General features: G+C 36.6%; 12 protein-coding genes and 1 tRNA gene. 6 read left to right on the forward strand and 7 right to left on the reverse strand.

The window, feature by feature from the left end; genetic code table 11:
• Positions 1–224: 224 nt before the first annotated feature.
• From M0R38_11250 to M0R38_11265, 4 genes are all read right to left on the reverse strand, one after another.
• Complete coding sequence (locus tag M0R38_11250) at positions 225–2,300, reverse strand: helix-hairpin-helix domain-containing protein (GenBank protein MCK9482323.1); 2,076 nt, start codon at positions 2,298–2,300, stop codon at positions 225–227.
• Positions 2,275–3,108, reverse strand: coding sequence for a hypothetical protein (locus M0R38_11255; GenBank protein MCK9482324.1), 834 nt, complete (start codon positions 3,106–3,108; stop codon positions 2,275–2,277). Before M0R38_11255 ends, M0R38_11250 begins: the two co-directional genes overlap by 26 nt.
• Positions 3,109–3,119: 11 nt before the next feature.
• Positions 3,120–3,818: an ATP-binding cassette domain-containing protein gene (locus M0R38_11260; GenBank protein MCK9482325.1), complete on the reverse strand. Its 699-nt coding sequence runs from the start codon at positions 3,816–3,818 to the stop codon at positions 3,120–3,122.
• 174 nt (positions 3,819–3,992) lie between these two features.
• Positions 3,993–5,003, reverse strand: coding sequence for a hypothetical protein (locus M0R38_11265; GenBank protein ID MCK9482326.1), 1,011 nt, complete (start codon positions 5,001–5,003; stop codon positions 3,993–3,995).
• 46 nt (positions 5,004–5,049) lie between these two features.
• Between M0R38_11265 and dnaX the strand changes: the two genes are divergently transcribed.
• The 3 genes from dnaX to sprA all read left to right on the forward strand — a co-directional run bounded on the left by dnaX (position 5,050) and on the right by sprA (position 14,696).
• On the forward strand, positions 5,050–6,156 hold the full coding sequence (dnaX, locus tag M0R38_11270) for a DNA polymerase III subunit gamma/tau (protein MCK9482327.1): 1,107 nt from the start codon (positions 5,050–5,052) through the stop codon (positions 6,154–6,156).
• A gap of 814 nt (positions 6,157–6,970) precedes the next feature.
• A complete protein-coding gene (gene ruvA, locus M0R38_11275) occupies positions 6,971–7,558 on the forward strand; it encodes a Holliday junction branch migration protein RuvA (GenBank protein MCK9482328.1) in 588 nt (195 codons plus the stop codon).
• Positions 7,559–7,604: 46 nt separating this feature from the next.
• The gene (gene sprA / locus M0R38_11280) at positions 7,605–14,696 is read left to right on the forward strand and encodes a cell surface protein SprA (GenBank protein ID MCK9482329.1); all 7,092 of its coding nucleotides are present in this window, start codon (positions 7,605–7,607) and stop codon (positions 14,694–14,696) included.
• Positions 14,697–14,716: 20 nt separating this feature from the next.
• On the opposite strand, the gene clpX is transcribed toward sprA, so the two are convergent.
• Both clpX and clpP read right to left on the reverse strand, forming a co-directional pair.
• A complete protein-coding gene (clpX, locus tag M0R38_11285) occupies positions 14,717–15,952 on the reverse strand; it encodes an ATP-dependent Clp protease ATP-binding subunit ClpX (GenBank protein MCK9482330.1) in 1,236 nt (411 codons plus the stop codon).
• Between the two features lie 18 nt (positions 15,953–15,970).
• Positions 15,971–16,636, reverse strand: a complete 666-nt coding sequence (gene clpP / locus M0R38_11290) for an ATP-dependent Clp endopeptidase proteolytic subunit ClpP (protein ID MCK9482331.1) — start codon at positions 16,634–16,636, stop codon at positions 15,971–15,973.
• A gap of 215 nt (positions 16,637–16,851) precedes the next feature.
• On the opposite strand from clpP, the gene rsmI reads away from it, so the two are divergent.
• The 3 genes from rsmI (at position 16,852) to M0R38_11305 (ending at position 19,249) form a co-directional block, all read left to right on the forward strand.
• Entirely contained in the window at positions 16,852–17,529 is a 678-nt protein-coding gene (gene rsmI / locus M0R38_11295; GenBank protein ID MCK9482332.1) for a 16S rRNA (cytidine(1402)-2'-O)-methyltransferase, read from the forward strand.
• Positions 17,519–19,117 (forward strand): apolipoprotein N-acyltransferase, encoded by a 1,599-nt coding sequence (gene lnt, locus M0R38_11300; protein MCK9482333.1) that lies wholly within the window; start codon positions 17,519–17,521, stop codon positions 19,115–19,117. The genes rsmI and lnt overlap by 11 nt, the downstream gene beginning before the upstream one ends.
• A 58-nt stretch (positions 19,118–19,175) precedes the next feature.
• Positions 19,176–19,249: transfer RNA gene (locus M0R38_11305), tRNA-Arg, on the forward strand.
• On the opposite strand, the gene M0R38_11310 is transcribed toward M0R38_11305, so the two are convergent.
• Positions 19,239–19,875, reverse strand: a 637-nt coding sequence (locus tag M0R38_11310) for a hypothetical protein (protein ID MCK9482334.1), incomplete at its 5' end; no start/stop codon positions are given. The genes M0R38_11305 and M0R38_11310 overlap by 11 nt on opposite strands.

The following is a 19,875-nucleotide window of genomic DNA, read 5'->3' on the forward strand; positions in this document are numbered from 1 at the left end:
TCTATGAGTCTAATAACCTCGAAGAAGGCTGGGACGGAACATTTAATGGCGTGGATTGCAAACAAGATGTTTATACCTACAAAGTAAAGGTTACAGGCTTTGACGGCAAGGATTATGAATACAAGGGAACTGTTACGTTGCTACGATAAACACAGCAACTAGTTATATACAACCTAAAAACGCCTCCAAGATTTTGGAGGCGTTTTTGTTATAAGAAAAAATATTTAAAAACTCCATCTAAGCTGACATTTAATATCTGTAGCAATATTAGCCGGAAGTTGATCTAATCCTGAGCTGATGGTCTCAATATTGTTATACTTTGTTCTAGCAACTTTTATCCATAAATCAACCCCTTTATACAGTCTAGTTTTAGCAAGTAGATAAACCCTTATTCCGGAATTTTGAAAAGCAGGCACTGAATAAGAATACAACACATCGTTCTCAAAAGTATATATTCTTGCATCATAACTATCTACATTAAACATTACAAAACGGCAACTTATTCTTGACTTACTTTTGGGAATTTGCTGTGTAATATCAAAATAGGCTAAACTCCCATAAGAGGATTGAAGAAAGGAATATGAATTTAAAAAGCGACTCCATTCTACACGAGATTTGATAGTCAAATTTGGAGAAAGAAAATATTGTACATTCAATCTGGCTTGCAATTTTTCGGTACGATTCAATTCATTGAGATGTGAACCACTGGGTGTATAATTAAATGATTTGTTTCTCACCCTAAATCGAGCAGCAACAGCAAACTTCTTCCTTTCCGTATATTGCAATTCAGCATACACATCATGACCGTCTGAGGGTGCATCTACCCTATATTTCAACCAATTATGAAAAAAAATGTCATAATAAATATTCATGCTCCATTTATTAATAGGTCGCCAGACTAATCCGATATAAGTACCTCTTTCATTTGACACTGTTGAAGACTCGGCAAATGCTGTTGAATATGTAAAAGTGAAATCCCTATCAATGTTTCTATGAACAAAAGCTATTTCAAGATTTTTGCCTAAGCTCAACAATCCTCCCTGAACAAATGATAGACCTTTTGCAATTGACACAGAAGCAATCTCGCCAAAAAGCAATATGTTTTTAAACAAAAAAGAATAATCAAGACCTTGATTCACATTGAAACTACCATTAAATCTAAATCTGTTATAAGGGATATCTTTAGGAGCAAATGCAAAATCATACCTTGTATGAATATAAGTATAACCAACAGTAAAATTGTTACTTCTCCAACCGATATTTCCACCAAACATCGTTCTTCCAATCGTATTTTTATTGTTGATTTCTGTTGAAGTTCGATGCAGCCCCGTAGAACCAAAAGAAGAAAAAAATGCCTCCTCTAATGAATCACTATTTGAGAGAGTTCCATCTAATCGATTTCGTGCTACAAATAATGATGATTCTAACATACCCTTATGAAGCGTAACTCCAATCCCTCTTAAGAAATCATTCTCATTCAATGAGCGATACGGTCTAAAACCATTTTGGTTACGTTTTACATTTGTAATCATTGCAGATTTACCAAATGATAGTCCTGAACCAAAAGTCAACCCTTGACCAAATGCAGCCTGAAAATCTCCTATTACTATATTCTTGATCACTCCTTTATCATCCTTATACATCAAATAAGCCGAATTAAAGTCAAACCCATATGGATTATTCGCTCTGAAAAAGGTTTCGCCTGCATCCTTTTCACCGGAATATCCAAAAAATATTCTATTCTTATAACTCCCTTTATACTTAAAAACAAATCTTTGAGGTGAGCCGATATATGGTGAAGAAGCAGTATTATTATTTAATGAGAAGCCTTTAGAACGCTCTAATCTTTCACCATACAAACTGATAAACTCAGATTGTAATGGTTTTTCATAAAGTGAATAATTGCGCAATCTCTCAATTGGACTTTGGACAATAGAAATAAAAGGAATTATTTTAGCAATAGTCTCATCATCTAATTCTTCAATGACTTGCAATTCATAAACCGACAAGAAGTTTCCAAAAATTTTTCTATGATTAATAATTGCAAAAATTTGCGCAGCAGATAAGAAAGGGAATCTACTCAAATCATCATAAGTTGCATGATTGATACTTATTCTTCTCTTTTGTGAAAATGCTGTTTGGTCAAACAAATCCTGATAATCAGGTGAAGCGTCATTATTTTCAATCCAACTTTCAATTTCTTGTTGGAATTCATCTTCTTCTATCTGAGCAAACGCAAACACAGGCACAAATAAGAAACTGATTAAAAGCCAATTATTTTTCTTGAATTGATTTACCAAAATAATAATGAGTATCTAAAGTTGATGAAGCTCCAAGTCGGTTATGATAAGTAAAAGCAACAATCACTTTCACATTTTTTTCTAAACTTAAACCTATGGCAATAGATCTACGCAAGGTTGAAAAACCAGTTCTCATAGCATAAAAGCTACCTTTGGGGGCATATTCAATACCACAGCGAAAGTCCAATGGGTAACTTTCATAAATCTCAGCCTCCAAGTATAATTTCGTATTGGAAGCAACTTTATGACTGAGTCCAAATGCAGCGCTCGCTTGTGTACTTTCGGCACTTAAATGTGAAATTTTGTTTGAAGTAGGATTGCTGATTTTGAAAGCCCCTGAAAAGTTATCATTGACAGGGAATGCACAGCCAATATTAAAAGCCGGTGTTCCAAAATTACCATAATCACTTACATAAATTCCTGTATAATAAAGTGTTATACCAAGTGAAAATTTAGGAATGAGTAATCTTGAGAAGGATACTCCATAGGCATATTGGTTATATGATGTATTCCCAAATGAAAAAGCAAATAAACCCATACTCCCATAATCAGAGCGTAAGTTAGCTGCAAGTGAACCGGCATTTAATTTTGATACTCCAAATTTATTTTGAATAGATAATCCAACAGCAGATTTGCCCATTAAAGCAACTGCCCCCGGATTATTGTAAAGCGACCATAAATCATTTGATAGCAAACCACAAAAGCCAAGTGAATATGCCTTTGCACCAAACACATAACTGCCATCCAATGCTTTGGAATTTGTTGAACAAATGATTGTTCCAAGCAAGAAAAGCAGCTTTATATTCATACCAAACCATATTATAGCCTAACACCTCTTGAGTCCTCTATTGTTTCAATCTTACCTAAATTTATTTTAAAGACTTTGGACGGGAATTTTTCTAACAGCACAAAGTCATGAGTCGCCATGAGCACAGAAGCTCCTTCTTCATTTGATATTTTCATCAATAGTTTCACAATATCTTCGCTCAAATCGGGATCAAGATTACCGGTAGGCTCATCCGCTAAGATTAGTTCGGGTGAATTCAAAATTGCGCGAGCGATAACTAATCTCTGTTGCTCTCCACCAGATAATTGGTGTGGCATCTTATAATCTTTTGTGGACAATCCCACCAATTCTAATACCTCGCGAGCTCTGCTTTTCATTTTAATTTGATCGTGCCACCCGGTTGCTAACAGAACAAACATCAAATTATCCATCACGTTCCTATCCATCAGTAATTGAAAATCTTGGAATACAATTCCAAGTTTTCGCCTTAATTTTGGTATTTGCCTGCGTTTTATTTTTTTCAAATCAAATCCTGCAACTTCTCCACTACCCTCTTGTAGTTTGATTTCACCATAGAGAGTCTTGAGAAACGTTGACTTACCACCACCGGTTTTACCTATTAAATATGCAAACTCTCCTTTCTTAAGTTCTAAATCTATCTGATTCAAAACCAAGTTATTTTCGTTAAAGAAGTCTGCTCCATGTATTGATATTACATTTTGATTGTCCATAATGCAGTCCTGCAATTTTAGCAAATATTTTTAAGCAATACACCATGTCATCTATCATAAACAATTCAAAGTTGCATCTTGTCTAATAATATTTTTTGCGATAGAGGAAAAATATTGCAACAAAAAAGCCTTCCGAATGGGAAGGCTTTTTGTTAGATTGGATTATAAGAGGACTTATTTCTTTTTGTATTCAAAAGTGATTTTACCTTTGTTTCCGCAGGCGCAATCGTTATTTACTGGGTCAACAGCGGTAATTTTAATTACAACATAATCGTCTCCACCTCTGAATTTCGCGATATAAATATCGTTAGTTTGAGGATTAGAAACAGTAGCACTTGCAGTACCTCCTGCATAAGCAGTAGCAGCAGATTCTACAGTTGCATTTGCATAGTCATAAGAATTTGCTTTTACAAATTCAGTTGAATTTGCAGCAGTAAAACTACCGGTAAAAGCATCTCCTGCTTTATCATTGTTAGTCATATCTCTGTTAGCTGCAGCAGAATTAGATGCTACTGATTTATCAGCATCTAAGTCATAAGCTCCATCTTTTGAGCCACCTGCATGCCAGAAAGCTCCATCTTTGGTAGTAGCCAAAGGAGTTTCATTTGCAGTAGCACTAACTGTTACTTTGATAACTTTTGTTACAATATTACCGTCTTTGTCTTCAATCTTGAAAGTGTAAGTAGTTGTACCTAGATTATCACCAGAATAAATTGTAAGAGTATCAACATACTGAGTTTTGTCAGATCCTGAAAGAGAAATTTTATTGTTAGCAAATGATTTACCTTTTGCAGTTTCAGGAAGGTCAGAAAGCACATTGATTCCTTGTTGAGAAATAGAGAATTCTTTTAAATCTGATCCGCCACCTGCTTTAATAACATTCCATCTAAAAGAAATTGCTTCTGATTTTCCAACTTCAATGTCAGAACTGCTTTTTCCAAGAACTTCTACAGAAATTGTTGGTTGTGGTTTGTCAGGATTTTCTTCCTCCTTAGAACATGAAGTAAACAAAGATGTTGCTAATAATGTAGCAACCATGAGTGATAAGTTAAATACTTTTTTCATTTTTATACTTTTTAATAATGAGTCGGCAAATTTAATGTATTTCCAATTAGTTTCGCTTTTATGCACATTTTTTTGTCTTGAAATTGCAACCTTAATCGTTTCATTAATTTCGACTTTCATTTTTATTTCATCAGATAAGTTACTTAATTTGCCATCTCAATAACTGATGGAAAATTATATAGTATCTGCTCGTAAATACAGACCCAAAAACTTCGATGAAGTGGTTGGACAAAAGCATATTACAGATACTTTAGAAAATGAAATCAAACTAGACAAATTAGCACAGGCATTTCTTTTTACGGGACCTAGAGGTGTTGGCAAAACTACATGTGCAAGAATTCTGGCTAAGGTCATCAACTCTTCCGGTGAGGACGACCCCAATAAAGACTATTCTTTTAATATTTTCGAACTTGATGCAGCATCAAACAATTCAGTCGATGACATCAGGGCATTGATTGAACAAGTTAGAATACCGCCTCAAACAGGCAGATACAAAGTGTATATTATTGATGAGGTACACATGCTTTCTTCACAGGCGTTCAATGCGTTTTTAAAAACACTCGAAGAACCGCCAAGGTATGCTATCTTCATATTAGCAACTACAGAAAAACACAAAATACTGCCAACCATTTTATCGCGTTGCCAAGTCTTTAATTTCAAGCGTATTTCTCTGAATGATATGGTAAATCACCTCAAAAAAGTTGCAGAAAGCGAAGGTATTCAATTTGAATCGGAAGCGTTGCATCTGATTGCAGAGAAAGCAGATGGCGGATTACGAGATGCCCTGTCTCTTTTTGACATGCTTGCAAGTTTTTGTAACGGCAAAATTACTTACCAAGAGGCAGCTGAAAATCTTAATATACTTGACAAAGATTTCTTTTTTAAACTCACAGACTTCTTTCTCATAAGCGACATCCCGTCTTCTCTAATACTTCTTAACGAGATACTTGATAAAGGTTTTGATACACAATCAGTGCTTGGAGGATTAGCTTCACATTTTAGAAACTTACTTGTAGCAAAAGACCCTTCTACACTCAAATTAATGGAATTAAGTGAAAAACACATTAAGATGTACGAAGAACAAGCAACAAAAGTAAGTGCCGGTTTTATTCTGAATGGATTAAACATATGTTTCCAATTTGAAACAAGTATTAAATCAAGCTACAATCCCGCATTCTACACAGAATTAGCCTTAATGAAATTGTGTCATTTGCAAAACATGATTGATGTAAGTGCAACTCTCGAAGAATTAAAAAAAAAAGTGATGAAATAGATAGTTCTGAAGTTCTGCCAATAGTTTCAGATGAATCACGCATTTTAAACATCATTGAGAAAGTAAAAGTTCGCGAAGCTCCGGCACAAGAACTACCTGCTATCAAAATTCCCAAATCTAATCCTAAAGCACCTCAACATTCCGATATCAAGGACGAATCGACTGAGTCAAACCAATTATCTCACCCCCCTGAACTCTCTGAGCAAGTTAGTAACGAAATTCCAACCAATGGTATTGATGAACAGGATGAAGGCGAGATTTATATAGAGCAAGATTTTTCAGAAGTTGACATCACGAATGCTTCTATATCCGATACTGATGAATATGATGAGGACTTTTTCGAATCGACTATTATTGAACTTAGTCAAAAATATGCTAGTGAAAATGACAGTTATCTAAGCACTATCATCACTAACTTTTCTGCAAAATTAGAAGGTTCCATTCTTACCATTTCGATACCAAGTGGTCTCAATAATGAGAAAGTGAGTCAAGAAAAATTATTTATTAAGCAATTTTTTTCAAGTAAGCTCTCTAATAGAGATTTTGAGATGGTGTTTGAAGAAACCAATTCAACAGTTCAATCAGATATACCATATACCAACGAGGATAAGATTAAGAAAATGGTTGAAGAACATCCTGATTTCAAAGAATGGATTACCCAACTTGATTTACGATACTAAGGCTACTTCAAAATCAACTTTTAACTGTTTAAAAATTATGCTTTTCACAAAGTGAAATCATCTCGAGAATTATTATTCTTTTTGGCTTTCAGTATTGTAATTAGATTGACACAATTCACTATTTTCGCACACTTATGTACGAGTACCTGCACGGAAGTTTCACATTACTTACTCCCACATTCATGGTAGTGGATTGTGGAGGTGTCGGATATAATGTCAGTATTTCCTTAAATACATTTGAAGCACTAAAAGACAAGAAAGAAGGCAAAGTATTTATTCATTTTGCGGTAAGCGAAAATGCACAAACACTTTATGGTTTTGCAAATGATGCAGAAAGAGTGCTCTTCCGCGCCCTCATTGGAGTAAGTGGAGTTGGTCCTTCAACTGCTCGCATGATTTTGTCATCACAATCGACAAATGAAATAATTAACGCAATAGTTAGCGGCAATCTTGCGTTGTTAAATTCTATTAAAGGGATTGGTCCAAAGACCGCTCAAAGAATCGTAGTTGAATTACAAGATAAGTTAGGCAAAATGAATCAAATGAATATAACAAGCTCTTCCATTGAGACATCAATTTCTCTTAATCAAGAAGCATTGTTAGCATTAGAATCATTAGGTTTTAACAAGAATGTTGCTGCCAAAGCAATCAGCAAAATCTTGCAAGACAATCCTCAAATTTCTGTTGAAAATCTGATTAAGAATGCTCTCAGAATCCTATAGCAGCAATTAACAATACTCATTTATAAACAAGGAATCGGAAAGGAAGGTGAAAAACAGATTTTATAAAGAAAAGCTAAGGGTTATTTTCTGCTTACGAGGCTTTCAAATTCCTGTTTCTTACAAATCCATTGTTATATTAGTTGCATTATTTCTAAGTATTGCACCAAGTGCCTATTCACAAACAAACCCAAACTCTTCTGATTCAAGTAACTTACGTTTTCCGATTGACAAAAATGGAAAAGGTGGTGGCATAGACCTTCCAAATCCTAGCAACATCAAAGAAGAAGTTTCATTTAACTCAAATACCGGTAAATATGAAGTACGTAGAAAAATTGGTGATAGGTACTTGCCCGGTGTGAGAGAACTTACTCGTCAACAATACATGGACGAGTATGCACAAAAAGTGAATAGAGACTATTTCAGGGATCAGGGGCGTGCACAAAACTTTGCTAGAGGAGGAAGCAGCAAGAGTCCCGGTTTGGGTATTTTACCCAATTTGACAAAATTTATGGGTAATGGCTTAATAGAAATTCAACCAACAGGTACGGCAGAACTTACCTTAGGAATGAATATCAACCGTGTTAAGAACCCTAACTTTTCGGTTCGAATGCAAATGCCACCACCACAACTCATCTTTGACCAAAATCTGCAACTCGGAGTTACCGGCAACATTGGCGACCGCATTAAAGTAGGGATTAAATATGACACCAAAGCTACGTTCGAGTTTGAAAATCAAACTAAATTAGACTGGGTTGGAAAAGAAGATGATATCCTTAAAAAAATAGAAGTTGGAAATATCAGCATGCCACTGAACAGCAGTTTAATTCAAGGCGGAAGTAATTTGTTTGGTGTCAGAACAGAAATGCAGTTCGGAAGGTTAACATGGTCTGCATTATTTTCTCAAAATCGAGGTCAAAGAACTGAACAATCAGTATCCAATGGTGCTCAAACAACCGAATTCAACATCCAAGCAGATTTATATGAAGCAAATAGGCACTTCTTTTTAAGCCAATACTTCTATGAAAACTATGATAATTCATTGGCTAATCTGCCAATTATAAACTCAGGTGTTGTAATCAATAGAGTTGAGGTGTGGGTTACCAACAAAGGAGGGATGTTTGAAAACACACGCGACATTGTCGCTTTGATGGACCTGGCTGAAAGCAAACCTTATAACTCAAATCTGAACACCGGCTCAAGCATTCCCTACCCCTCTAACGACTTCAACTCAGAATATTCTCAATTGGCATCGTCCAACACTGCACGTAAGGCAAGTACCGCTATTGATGGAATTACTGCTGCAATTCCAAGTTTAGAACCCGGTTTTGACTATGAATATGTCAATGGTGCCAGAAAGCTCAATGAAAACGAATACACACTCAACCCCAGATTAGGTTATATCTCTCTTAATCAAGGTTTAAATAATGATGAGGTATTAGGTGTGGCTTATGAATACACCTATAACGGTCAAGTTTATAAAGTTGGTGAATTTTCTTCTGAGGTGGCACAAGACATAGACAGCAGAGTGCTTTTTATCAAGATGCTCAAAAGCACCACAGTGAGGACAAAAATTCCAATGTGGAAATTGATGATGAAGAATATATACTCTCTCAATACATCGAATCTCAATCTGGAAGATTTTTATATTGACGTAATTTATGCTGATGACCCCTCCGGAGCAGACTTAAATTATTTACCTGTACAGAACATTCCAGGGATCAGTGGTGGAGTGCCACTACTAACTGTTTTTAACCTTGACAGAATTAACAGACAACAAGAAGCAAAACCGGATGGTGTTTTTGATGCAATTGACGGAATCACTATAAACAGACAACGCGGACAAGTTATTTTCCCTGTTGCGGAACCATTTGGCAGATATTTAAAATCCAAATTCGGAAATGATAGTCTTTTAGCAGACAAATATGTTTTCAATGCACTGTATGATTCTACAAAGTCCTTAGCCACCCAAGACGTTGCTAAGAACAAGTTTTTCTTAAAGGGTAAATACAAAGGGACTTCAAGCGCTGAAATCATGCTGAACTCAATGAATGTACCTCCCGGGTCTGTTCAGGTGTTTGCCAATGGAAATAAATTACGAGAAGGCTCCGATTACATTGTGGATTATAACATAGGAAAAGTTACAATTCTAAATCAAGGCATTCTATCGAGTGGTGCCAATATTACGGTTTCATCTGAAAACCAATCCATGTTTAACACTCAACAGAAAACCATGTTGGGTACTCGTTTTGACTATGCTGTCAACAAAAAATTAAGCCTTGGAGGCACACTGTTGCACATGTATGAAAGACCTTTAACACCAAAGACAAATATAGGCGAAGACCCTCTGATGAACACTATTTTCGGGTTTGATGGAATTTACAATACAAAATCTCGTTTTCTTACTAAACTCGTTGATAAAATACCACTCATTGAAACTAAAGAAGAGTCTAGTATTTTAATTCAAGCAGAGTATGCTCAACTCATTCCGGGGAAACCGCGTTCTATTGAAAGTTCGGTACGAAATGGAGAACGAGGAATTTCGTATATCGATGATTTTGAAGCTGCTGAAATTCCATTTGAACTCAGACAACCACAAAATTGGAAATTGGCGAGTATTCCACAAAAACAACCTGACCTTTTCCCTGAATGGGATATTGCCCTCACTGATAAAACATCATGGTTAGATTATAGAGGTCTTATATCTTGGTATTCGGTTGACCCAACTTTTTACAGAAATGACAAAAACACACCTCAACATATCAAAGATGATATCGAAATGCAGTCCAATCATTACATGCGTGAGGTTACTGTAAATGAAGTTTTTCAAAACAAAGAATTACAACAAGGCGTTCCTAACATACAACCAACTTTAGACATTGCATTTTTCCCTAAAGAAAGAGGTCCATACAACTACAACGCTAAATCTTTTGACTTTAAATCCGATGGAACCTTCAATGACCCAACAAAATCATGGGGAGGTATCATGCGAAAGATTGAAACTAACGACTTTGAGGCAGCCAATATTGATTATATTGAAATTTGGATGATGGATCCATTTAAGTACAATCCAACCACCAGCAATCAAGGAAAACTATATATCAATTTAGGAAATATTTCAGAAGACATTTTACCGGACCGAAGAAAATCATACGAAAATGGATTTCCCAAAAATGCAACAGATAGGAACACCATAGACCCCTCCACATTCGGCTATGTCCCTCTCCTGCCTCAGATTAATTTCGCATTTGATAACAACACAGAGTCAAGACCTTTTCAAGATATTGGATTAGACGGATTAAACGACAATCAAGAAAGACAATTCTTTAAATCAAAATATCTGGATACTTTGGCAAATCAATTTGGAGTCGGTTCAGAAATTTATAAAAACGCAAGCAGCGACCCTTCTAACGACAACTATCTCCATAGTCGCGACCCTCAATACGATGACATCAAAGCAAATATTATTGAAAGATACAAACGTTACAACGGTCATCAAGGTAACTCAACATTGGAATTGTTACCTGATGGAAGTCCAAAATCAGCAACTACAACTCCCGATGGCGAGGATGTAAACAATGATTTTACTATGAATCAAAATGAGGACTACTTTCAATACAGCATTGACATTGCTCATGGCGATTTAAAAGTCGGACATAATTTCGTTACAGACTCTATTGTTTCTGAAGTTGTTTTAAAAAATGGACAAAAAGACAATATTACTTGGTATCAATTCAAAATACCCATTCGAGAGTATAACAAAGTCGTAGGTAATATATCTGATTTCAAATCCATCAGATATATGCGTCTGTTTATGAAAGGTTTTGAAGACTCTACCATCCTGCGCATTGCACAACTGCAATTAGTTCGTTCTGATTGGCGCAGATATTTAAACTCCATGAAAGTACCCGGTGTTTCTATCCCAACAGACCCCAACGACAAAACTACTTTTTCTGTTTCTACTGTAAGTGTTGAGAGAAATGGAAACAAAAAACCGTTCCCTTATAAAACACCACCAAATACTCCCAGAGTAATTGACCCTATTACACCCGGAGCTGTAAAACAAAACGAGCAATCTATTGCTCTGAACTATTGCAAACTTGCACCTGAAGATGCCAGAGGCGCATACAAAACAATGAATCTGGATATTAGAAACTATAAATATCTCAAAATGTATGTCCATGCAGAAGGTGCGGATCTCAAACAAGGTGAAATGACAGCATTTATTCGTTTGGGTACTGATGTGATAGGCAATTATTATGAATATGAAATCCCACTAACCCCGAGTGAGTTATTCAATTATGCAGATAATAACATTTGGCCCCAAGCAAACAATATCGAATTAGAACTTGAAGAATTATACAGAACCAAGCAAGAGCGTTCCAATGTTGATGCTCCGATGTCCAAACCCTTTACTCGCACGCTCGATGGTGGCAAAAAAATTACATTAATTGGTCTACCGGATTTAAGTAATGTTAGAGTCATTATGATAGGTATCCGCAACCATTCTAACTTAGAGCAATGCGGTGAAGTGTGGTTCAATGAACTCCGTGTAACTGACATTTCAAACCAAGGCGGTTGGGCTGCCACCGGTAGGATTGTAGCACAACTTGCAGATTTTTCTACGGTAAATCTATCAGGCAATATCAAAACGATTGGATTTGGAGCCATTGACCAAAGATTAAACCAACGCAGTCTCACCAATCAATATCAATATGACGTAAATTCTACCATAGAGTTAGGCAAATTCTTCCCTCAAAAAATGGGAGTTACAATTCCCATGTTCATCGGCTACAATGAAAATATCATCCGTCCTAAGTTTAATCCTTTAAACCCTGATATTGAATTAAGCACCACATTAAGCACGATTAGAGATGAACAAGAAAAGGAAAGAGTAAAAAATGCTGCCGAAGATTTTACATCTAAATACAGTTTAAACTTTGTAAATGTCCGCAAGAACCGTGTTGGCAACAGCAAACAAAAACCTTGGGATATAGAAAATTTCAACCTCTCCTACTCTGTTCAGAAACTGTATAAACGTAACCAACAAATTGAAGAACAAATCCAAAACACATACAGGGGTAGCATAGGGTACATGTTTTCACTTACACCAAAACCTTGGGAACCATTTAAGAAAATGAAAACAAAACGATTGACACTCATAAAGGATTTCAACCTTTACTTGTATCCGCAATCTGTGAATGTAAGGTTAGATGTGGACAGATATTATTCAGAACTTCAAAACAGAAGCAATGACTTATTAAGAAACAACATACCTCGCCTTTTTGATAAAAATTTCACGATGAATCGTTTCTATACGGTAGGCTGGCAAATAAGTAAAAATCTCAAATTCGATTACCAATCTACAGCAAATGGCAGAATAAGCGAACCCGTGGGAAGATTAGATACAGAAGAAAAGTTGGATTCTGTGCGTAGAGAGTTTTTTAACTTTGGACAACTCTCAGGATTTAATCAGACAGCCAATCTGACTTATACTGTTCCTATCAACAAGATTAAATTCTTTGATTGGATACAAGTCAACACCCGATATAGTGCCAACTTTGAATGGTTGCAACCACCTCCAGCTGCACCGGGACTTGGAAGTACAATCCAAAATTCCAGAACACTAAATGGCAACGCTACATTGAACCTCACTACTTTTTATAACAAGTTTAAAGTGTTTAGGAAGATAAATGCACCTTCTAGGAATTCAATACAAAGCAACAAGTCTACTCCGGATGACAAAGACAACAAAAACAAGCCGAAAGAAATGTCAGGTGCCACAAAAAACATCTTGAGGTTTATCACCATGTTTAAACAGGCAACTTTCAATTATTCTTCAACAAGTGGAATTGCATTGCCAGGCTTCACCCAAACACCTGATTACTTTGGAAACAATTTTAAAACAAACACACCCGGTTGGGATTTCATCTTAGGTGGGCAAGACCCTTCCATAAGATATCGTTTGGCAGAACAAGGGTATATGACTTACGATCCACAACAAGCAAGTTTCTATATTCAACAAATCTCAAATACCTATCAAGGTAAGATTACAATTGAGCCAATCAAGGACATGAGGATTGACTTAGACTTTAATCTAACCGAATCAAAAAATATCCAATCTAACTTCCGTTTTGACCCGGATTCTTCAGGTACTTTTAGAGATATTGGGATGAGAACTGTAGGGCAATTCACCCGAAGCGGAATTTTCTGGCGTACTGCCTTTGACCGATTGGATGACAATCAAGAATCAAAAATATTTCAACAGTTTAAAGACAACAGATATGTAATTGCTCAGAGGCTTCAATCTGAAGACAACAGAGTGCAGAATGGTTTGATTGACAGTACAACTAAATTCCCTGTTGGATATTCTCAAATCAACCAAGATGTTTTAATTAATGCGTTTTATGCAGCTTACACCGGCAAAAACAACAGCAGGGTTTCTTTAGATATTTTTAAGAAAATGCCTCTCCCAAGCTGGCGAATGAGTTATAACGGATTAAGCAAAATTGAATCTCTGAAAAAATACTTCACAAGTATCAGTCTTACTCATGCTTATACAGGCACTTATTCTTTCTCTAATTACACCAGCGAGTTGCGATATAGCAAGAGTGCCCAACCCGAGATTGGTGTTGACTTTGTTTCTCAATACCAAGTAGGTAGTGTAACCATCACCGAGAACTTTGCTCCATTAGCAGGTATTAATATTGCGATGAAAAACAATTGGAATATGCGTTTTGAATATCGCAAGACTAGAGCAGTAAGCTTATTAACCGCAAATCAGCAATTAACAGAAAACAGAAGAAATGAATTTAGTATTGGAGGTGGATATAGAGCAAAAGAAATCACGTTGCCAATACGATGGAGAGGCAGACGAATCTTTTTGAAAAACGACTTGAATTTCATGCTTGATGTCTCAATGATGGACAATGTAATGATTAGAAGAGATTTGACCACTCCCCTTTCAGAACCGACTCAAGGCAGCAGGACACTATCCATCAGACCCACTTTAGATTACATGGTGAACGATCATATAAACTTGAGTATGTATTTTGATCACAGACGTAACAAGCCCAAGACTTCGCAATCATTCCCCACCTCTTTAACAGAATTCGGATTCAAAATAAGATATAACCTTTAAAAGTTGTAGAAACAAGGTTGTCAAGCAGCTTCATTAAGATAGCCAATAACCTTTGATTTAATGTCTGCCAACTTAACAACTAATTTATTGCCGTATTTCTTCTCAGGAACTTCATACATGTAATCCAACATAATTTGTTCGCAAATAGCACGCAAGCCTCTTGCTCCCAGTTTATGTTCGATTGCTTTTTTAACAATAAATTTCAAAACAGTATCTTGAATCTCGAGTTCCACTCCTTCCATTTCAAAAAGCTTTGTGTATTGCTTTACAATAGCATTCTTGGGTTCTGTCAAAATTCTCAACAGTGCTTTTTCATCTAACTCATCTAAAGCAGTAACTACTGGCAATCTTCCTAATATTTCAGGAATTAAACCATAGGTTCTTAAATCCTCAGGTGAAATATAATGCAGCATATCAGTCTCGCTAACTTGTTTCTTTTGAGATGATTTGAATCCCAACGATTGTGCATTGACTCTCCTTTTGATAATCGTTTCTATTCCTTCAAATGCACCACCGCAGATAAACAAGATATTAGAAGTATCAACTTTCACATAATCTTGGTCAGGATGTCTGCGACCTCCTTTGGGAGCAATATTCGCCACTGTTCCTTCCAGTAATTTTAACAATCCTTGTTGCACACCTTCACCGGAAACATCGCGGGTGATGGAAGGGTTAGCGGACTTACGCGAAATCTTATCAATTTCATCAACATACACAATGCCTCGTTGAGCTGCTTCCACGTCATAATTTGCTGCTTGCAGCAAACGTGAAATAATACTCTCAACATCTTCTCCTACATAACCTGCTTCTGTTAATACGGTTGCATCTGCAATACAAAAAGGCACATTCAATGACTTTGCGAGTGTGCGTGCAAGCAATGTTTTTCCTGTCCCTGTCCTACCAATTAACAACACATTCGATTTTTCTATCTCGACTTCATTGTCTTTTCCAATTGCCATCAATCGCTTATAATGGTTATAAACTGCTACTGACAATACTCTTTTTGCTCTATCTTGGCCAATCACATACTGATCAAGATGTGCTTTGAGTTTAGCAGGTGTATTGAGTTCCAGTGAAAAAGTTTTTTGACGAGATGTTTTAGAGTTCAGGTTGGCAATACCAATAGACTCATCAACAATATGATAAGCCTGTAATACACATTCTTCGCAAATATTAGCATCTATTCCGCTAATAAGCATGGCAACTTTGTTCTTTTCTCTGCCACAAAAAGAACAATGGTTGTTTTTATTTTTCATTTGATGAATAATGAAGAATTAGTCTTTCTTTTTAATCAGCACTTCATCAACCATACCATAGGCTTTGGCTTCTTCTGCTGTCATCCAATGGTCTCGATCGCTATCTTTCTCAACAGTCTTAAATGGTTGACCTGAATGGAATGCAATAATTTCGTACAACTCTTTTTTAAGTTTTAAAATCTCTTTTAAGGTAATTTCCATATCGCTCGCTTGACCTTGTGCACCTCCCAATGGTTGATGTATCATCACTCTTGAATGTTTCAATGCAGTTCTTTTCCCTTTTACTCCGGCACACATTAATACTGCACCCATAGATGCTGCCATACCTGTACAGATTGTAGCCACATCAGAAGTTACATATTGCATTGTGTCGTAAATTGCCAAACCTGCATATACGCCACCACCGGGACTGTTTATGTAGATTTGAATATCTCTGCCGGGATTTGTAGAATCTAAAAACAAAAGCTGACCAATGATAATATTAGCCACTTCATCATTAATTCCGGTTCCCAAAAAGATAATCCTATCCATCATCAAACGTGAAAAAATATCCATCTGGCTCATGTTTAGCTGACGTTCTTCGATGATGTAAGGTGTCATATTTTCAATTGCGCTCTCAACCTTTAGAGAACTCATACCTAAATGCTTAGTTGCATATTTTTTAAATTCTTTTCCGTAGTCCATGTGGTTATAAAATTTCTTGCAAAGAAACATCAAATTAATGTGAACTGTAACTCGGTATTCTTTGTTGTATAAAATAATTGACAAAAAACAAATTCAGCACTATGGACAAACTCTCATTGGCTTGAAATCACTGTATGGATTCCATTTACTTTTTAGTGCGATGGCATGAATGGTAAATGGTAATGATATAATACATTTGTCGCGTGCAAGATAACATAGGCAAATTATTCTTAGTACCCACACCCATAGGCAACTTGAAAGACATGACATTCAGAGCTGTTGAGGTGCTTCAATCCTGTGATTTCGTGTATGCAGAAGACACTCGAACTTCGGGGTTATTATTTAAACATTATGCAATCAATGTCCCTTTGCGCTCATTTCACATACACAATGAACATGAAAAGGTAGAAGAAATTAAAAGGCATGTGGAAGAAGGGCATACCATTGGTTTAGTGAGCGATGCAGGGACTCCTGCTATATCAGACCCCGGATTTTTAGCTGCCAGAGCCTGTATTGAAGCTGATTTGTCGGTTGAAGCACTTCCAGGAGCAACTGCGTTTGTTCCGGCTCTTGTTGAATCAGGGTTACCTTGTGAAAAATTCGTTTTCGAAGGGTTTTTACCTCATAAAAAAGGAAGGTTGACACGGTTGACTCTGTTGAAAAATGAAACACGAACCATGATTTTTTATGAAAGTCCTTTCAGAATAAACAAGACACTCGAGGAATTTATCATACATTTTGGCAGCGAACGAAGAGTCTCTGTTAGTAGAGAACTAAGTAAACTCTACCACCAAACCATTAGAGGCACACTGTCGGAGGTGCAAAACCATTTTATGCAAAACACGCCAAAAGGCGAATTTGTAATTGTTTTAGAAGGCAATCATGATAAATAAAATCAAACACTCTCCTTTAGGACTAAGCTTGTTTTGTGGCATATTGTTGTTTGCAGGATGGACACCTTATCCACTCTTTTTCTTGGTGTTTATCGCTTGGATTCCTTTGTTACAGCTAATGGAATTAGGGGTAAAACAAGGAAAAAGTACTTTGTGGTTTTGGAAATGGTCATACTTGTCCATGTTTATTTGGAACTTAGGCACAACATGGTGGGTATGGTTTGCCTCTAAAGGGGGCGCAATTGCCATGCTCTTTGCAAATTCATTTTTGATGTCATTGGTGTTGTCAGCAGTATTTTTTACAAGAAAAAATCTTCCTAAAAGCAGTTTCACCTCATTGGTTGTCTATTGGATTGCATTTGAACTTTTACACTACAACTGGGATTTAGACTTCCCTTGGCTAACCTTGGGGAATAGCCTTGCTATGTTTCCTATTTTTATTCAATGGTATGAATATACCGGTGTATTAGGGGGTAGTTTCTGGATTTTGATTGTCAATATTGCCATTTTCAAAGCTGTTTCTCACAAACGCAGATTCGGTTTTCTTAAGCCTGCATTTTTATTGTTTTTACCTGCTTTAATATCCGTATGGATTTATTATACATACACCCCTCCAAAGCAAAGCAAAAAAGTAGAAGTAGTTATTTTACAACCTAACATTGATCCATATAACGAAAAATTTAACCGCGACCCGTATGACCTAACTTTTGAAATGTTGAAGAGTGTTCAATCCCATATTTCCCAAAAAACCTGTTTTTTGATTTTGCCCGAAACCGCTATTCCTGAATACTTTGAAGAATCAGAATGGAACGAAGAAGCTAAGATCCAGCTATTGTATGACCTCACAAAAACATATCCAAACCTTTCAATTATTACAGGTTTAGAAACATATAAACGTTATAATACCGAAGCTCAAGATTGCACTAAACCTACACTCACCGCCAGAAGCACCGATGAACCATGTACATTTATTGACGTATTTAATAGCTCCGCATTGATTTCCCAAAACAAAGCACCCGTTTTTTATCACAAATCAAAATTGGTGTTAGGAGTAGAAAAAATGCCCTACCCTAAATACTTAGGTTTCTTAGAAAAACTATCCATTACCATGGGTGGCACCAGCGGGAGCTTGGGCAGAAGTGAAAAGCCCGTTCTCTTTTTTGGCGCAGACTCTACCGTAACCTGTGGACTTATATGCTATGAATCAATATTTGGCAATTATGTACGAGAATTTGCTCAAAAAGGGATTCATTTTATCACAATTATTACCAATGACGGATGGTGGCGCAACACCCCCGGTTACAAACAACATCTCTATTATGGTGCAATGAGGGCAATAGAAACAAGAAAGTACATTGCGCGCAGTGCTAACACAGGAATTTCAGCAATCATAGATGAGCGAGGTGTCATAATAAATCGTAGCCAATGGTGGCAAAAAGAAGTAATCAAAGCCGACATTCAAACAAATACCGAAACCACATTCTATACAAGACATGGCGACCTTATTGGACAAGGATGTAAGTTTGTTACAATTTTCATGTTGTTAGGTGCAGTAGTAAAGCGAAAAACTAACATTCGCAAAAAATAGTATTCTGCTAATTGTGAAAAGTTAGAAAATGCCATTAATTTCGCGCCACCAAAAATCAGCACCCGTAGCTCAATTGGATAGAGCATTTGACTACGGATCAAAAGGTTTGGGGTTCGAATCCCTACGGGTGCGCCCTGCAAGACAAGTCGTCAGAAATGGCGGCTTTTTTTGTTTTGTCGGTTTGTAACTCATTGGTAATCTGGAAGAAAGCAGAAATAACCGAATTTCCGTCAGGTGTTCGATACTGCTCTTTTTCAAAAAGCAGTTTTTCAGGAAAGATTGAACTCAAAAATATTTGCTTACCCTCCAAATCCAATTTCAGCCATAGCCTTTTCAGGTTTTCCATTACCCGAAAAGCAAACTGCATTTGCGAAAGCACATCTTCGTTTGTATCCGCAAACTCCGCTTTCCTGACTTCCAATATCATCAGTTCTTTTTCGTATGATTCTTTTAACCGTTCGTAGGAATCTACCTTGATTTTGCCTTCCACAAACATTTTGTCGGTTTGCAGAAGCGAATCTTTCAGTTTTTCTATGCTGCTGTTCAGTCTTGCCACTTCTTTTCTGCGCTCGCTTTTGTCCATACCGAGGATACGCTCTACGGATTGCAGGTAGGTTTCTCTGTATTCCTGTTTAATGGATAGCTCGTCAAGCCATTCCTCAAATCGCTGGTTGGCAAGCGGTGCTGATACCATGTGCTTACACTTTCTTTGGCAATGGTAGTAGAAGAATTTCCTCCCGCTTTTGCCTCTTGAACCG

The sequence above is a fragment of the Bacteroidia bacterium genome, assembly GCA_023228875.1.
GTDB lineage: Bacteria > Bacteroidota > Bacteroidia > NS11-12g > UBA955 > JALOAG01.

What these genes read in the sequence shown, in the direction of transcription:
- M0R38_11265 (MCK9482326.1), bottom strand. Translation starts at nt 5,003, where the DNA reads ATGAAAGTCGAAATTAATGAAACGATTAAGGTTGCAATTTCAAGACAA.
- M0R38_11255 (MCK9482324.1), bottom strand. Translation starts at nt 3,108, where the DNA reads ATGAATATAAAGCTGCTTTTCTTGCTTGGAACAATCATTTGTTCAACA.
- lnt (MCK9482333.1), top strand. Translation starts at nt 17,519, where the DNA reads ATGATAAATAAAATCAAACACTCTCCTTTAGGACTAAGCTTGTTTTGT.
- clpP (MCK9482331.1), bottom strand. Translation starts at nt 16,636, where the DNA reads ATGGACTACGGAAAAGAATTTAAAAAATATGCAACTAAGCATTTAGGT.
- ruvA (MCK9482328.1), top strand. Translation starts at nt 6,971, where the DNA reads ATGTACGAGTACCTGCACGGAAGTTTCACATTACTTACTCCCACATTC.
- dnaX (MCK9482327.1), top strand. Translation starts at nt 5,050, where the DNA reads ATGGAAAATTATATAGTATCTGCTCGTAAATACAGACCCAAAAACTTC.
- M0R38_11260 (MCK9482325.1), bottom strand. Translation starts at nt 3,818, where the DNA reads ATGGACAATCAAAATGTAATATCAATACATGGAGCAGACTTCTTTAAC.
- clpX (MCK9482330.1), bottom strand. Translation starts at nt 15,952, where the DNA reads ATGAAAAATAAAAACAACCATTGTTCTTTTTGTGGCAGAGAAAAGAAC.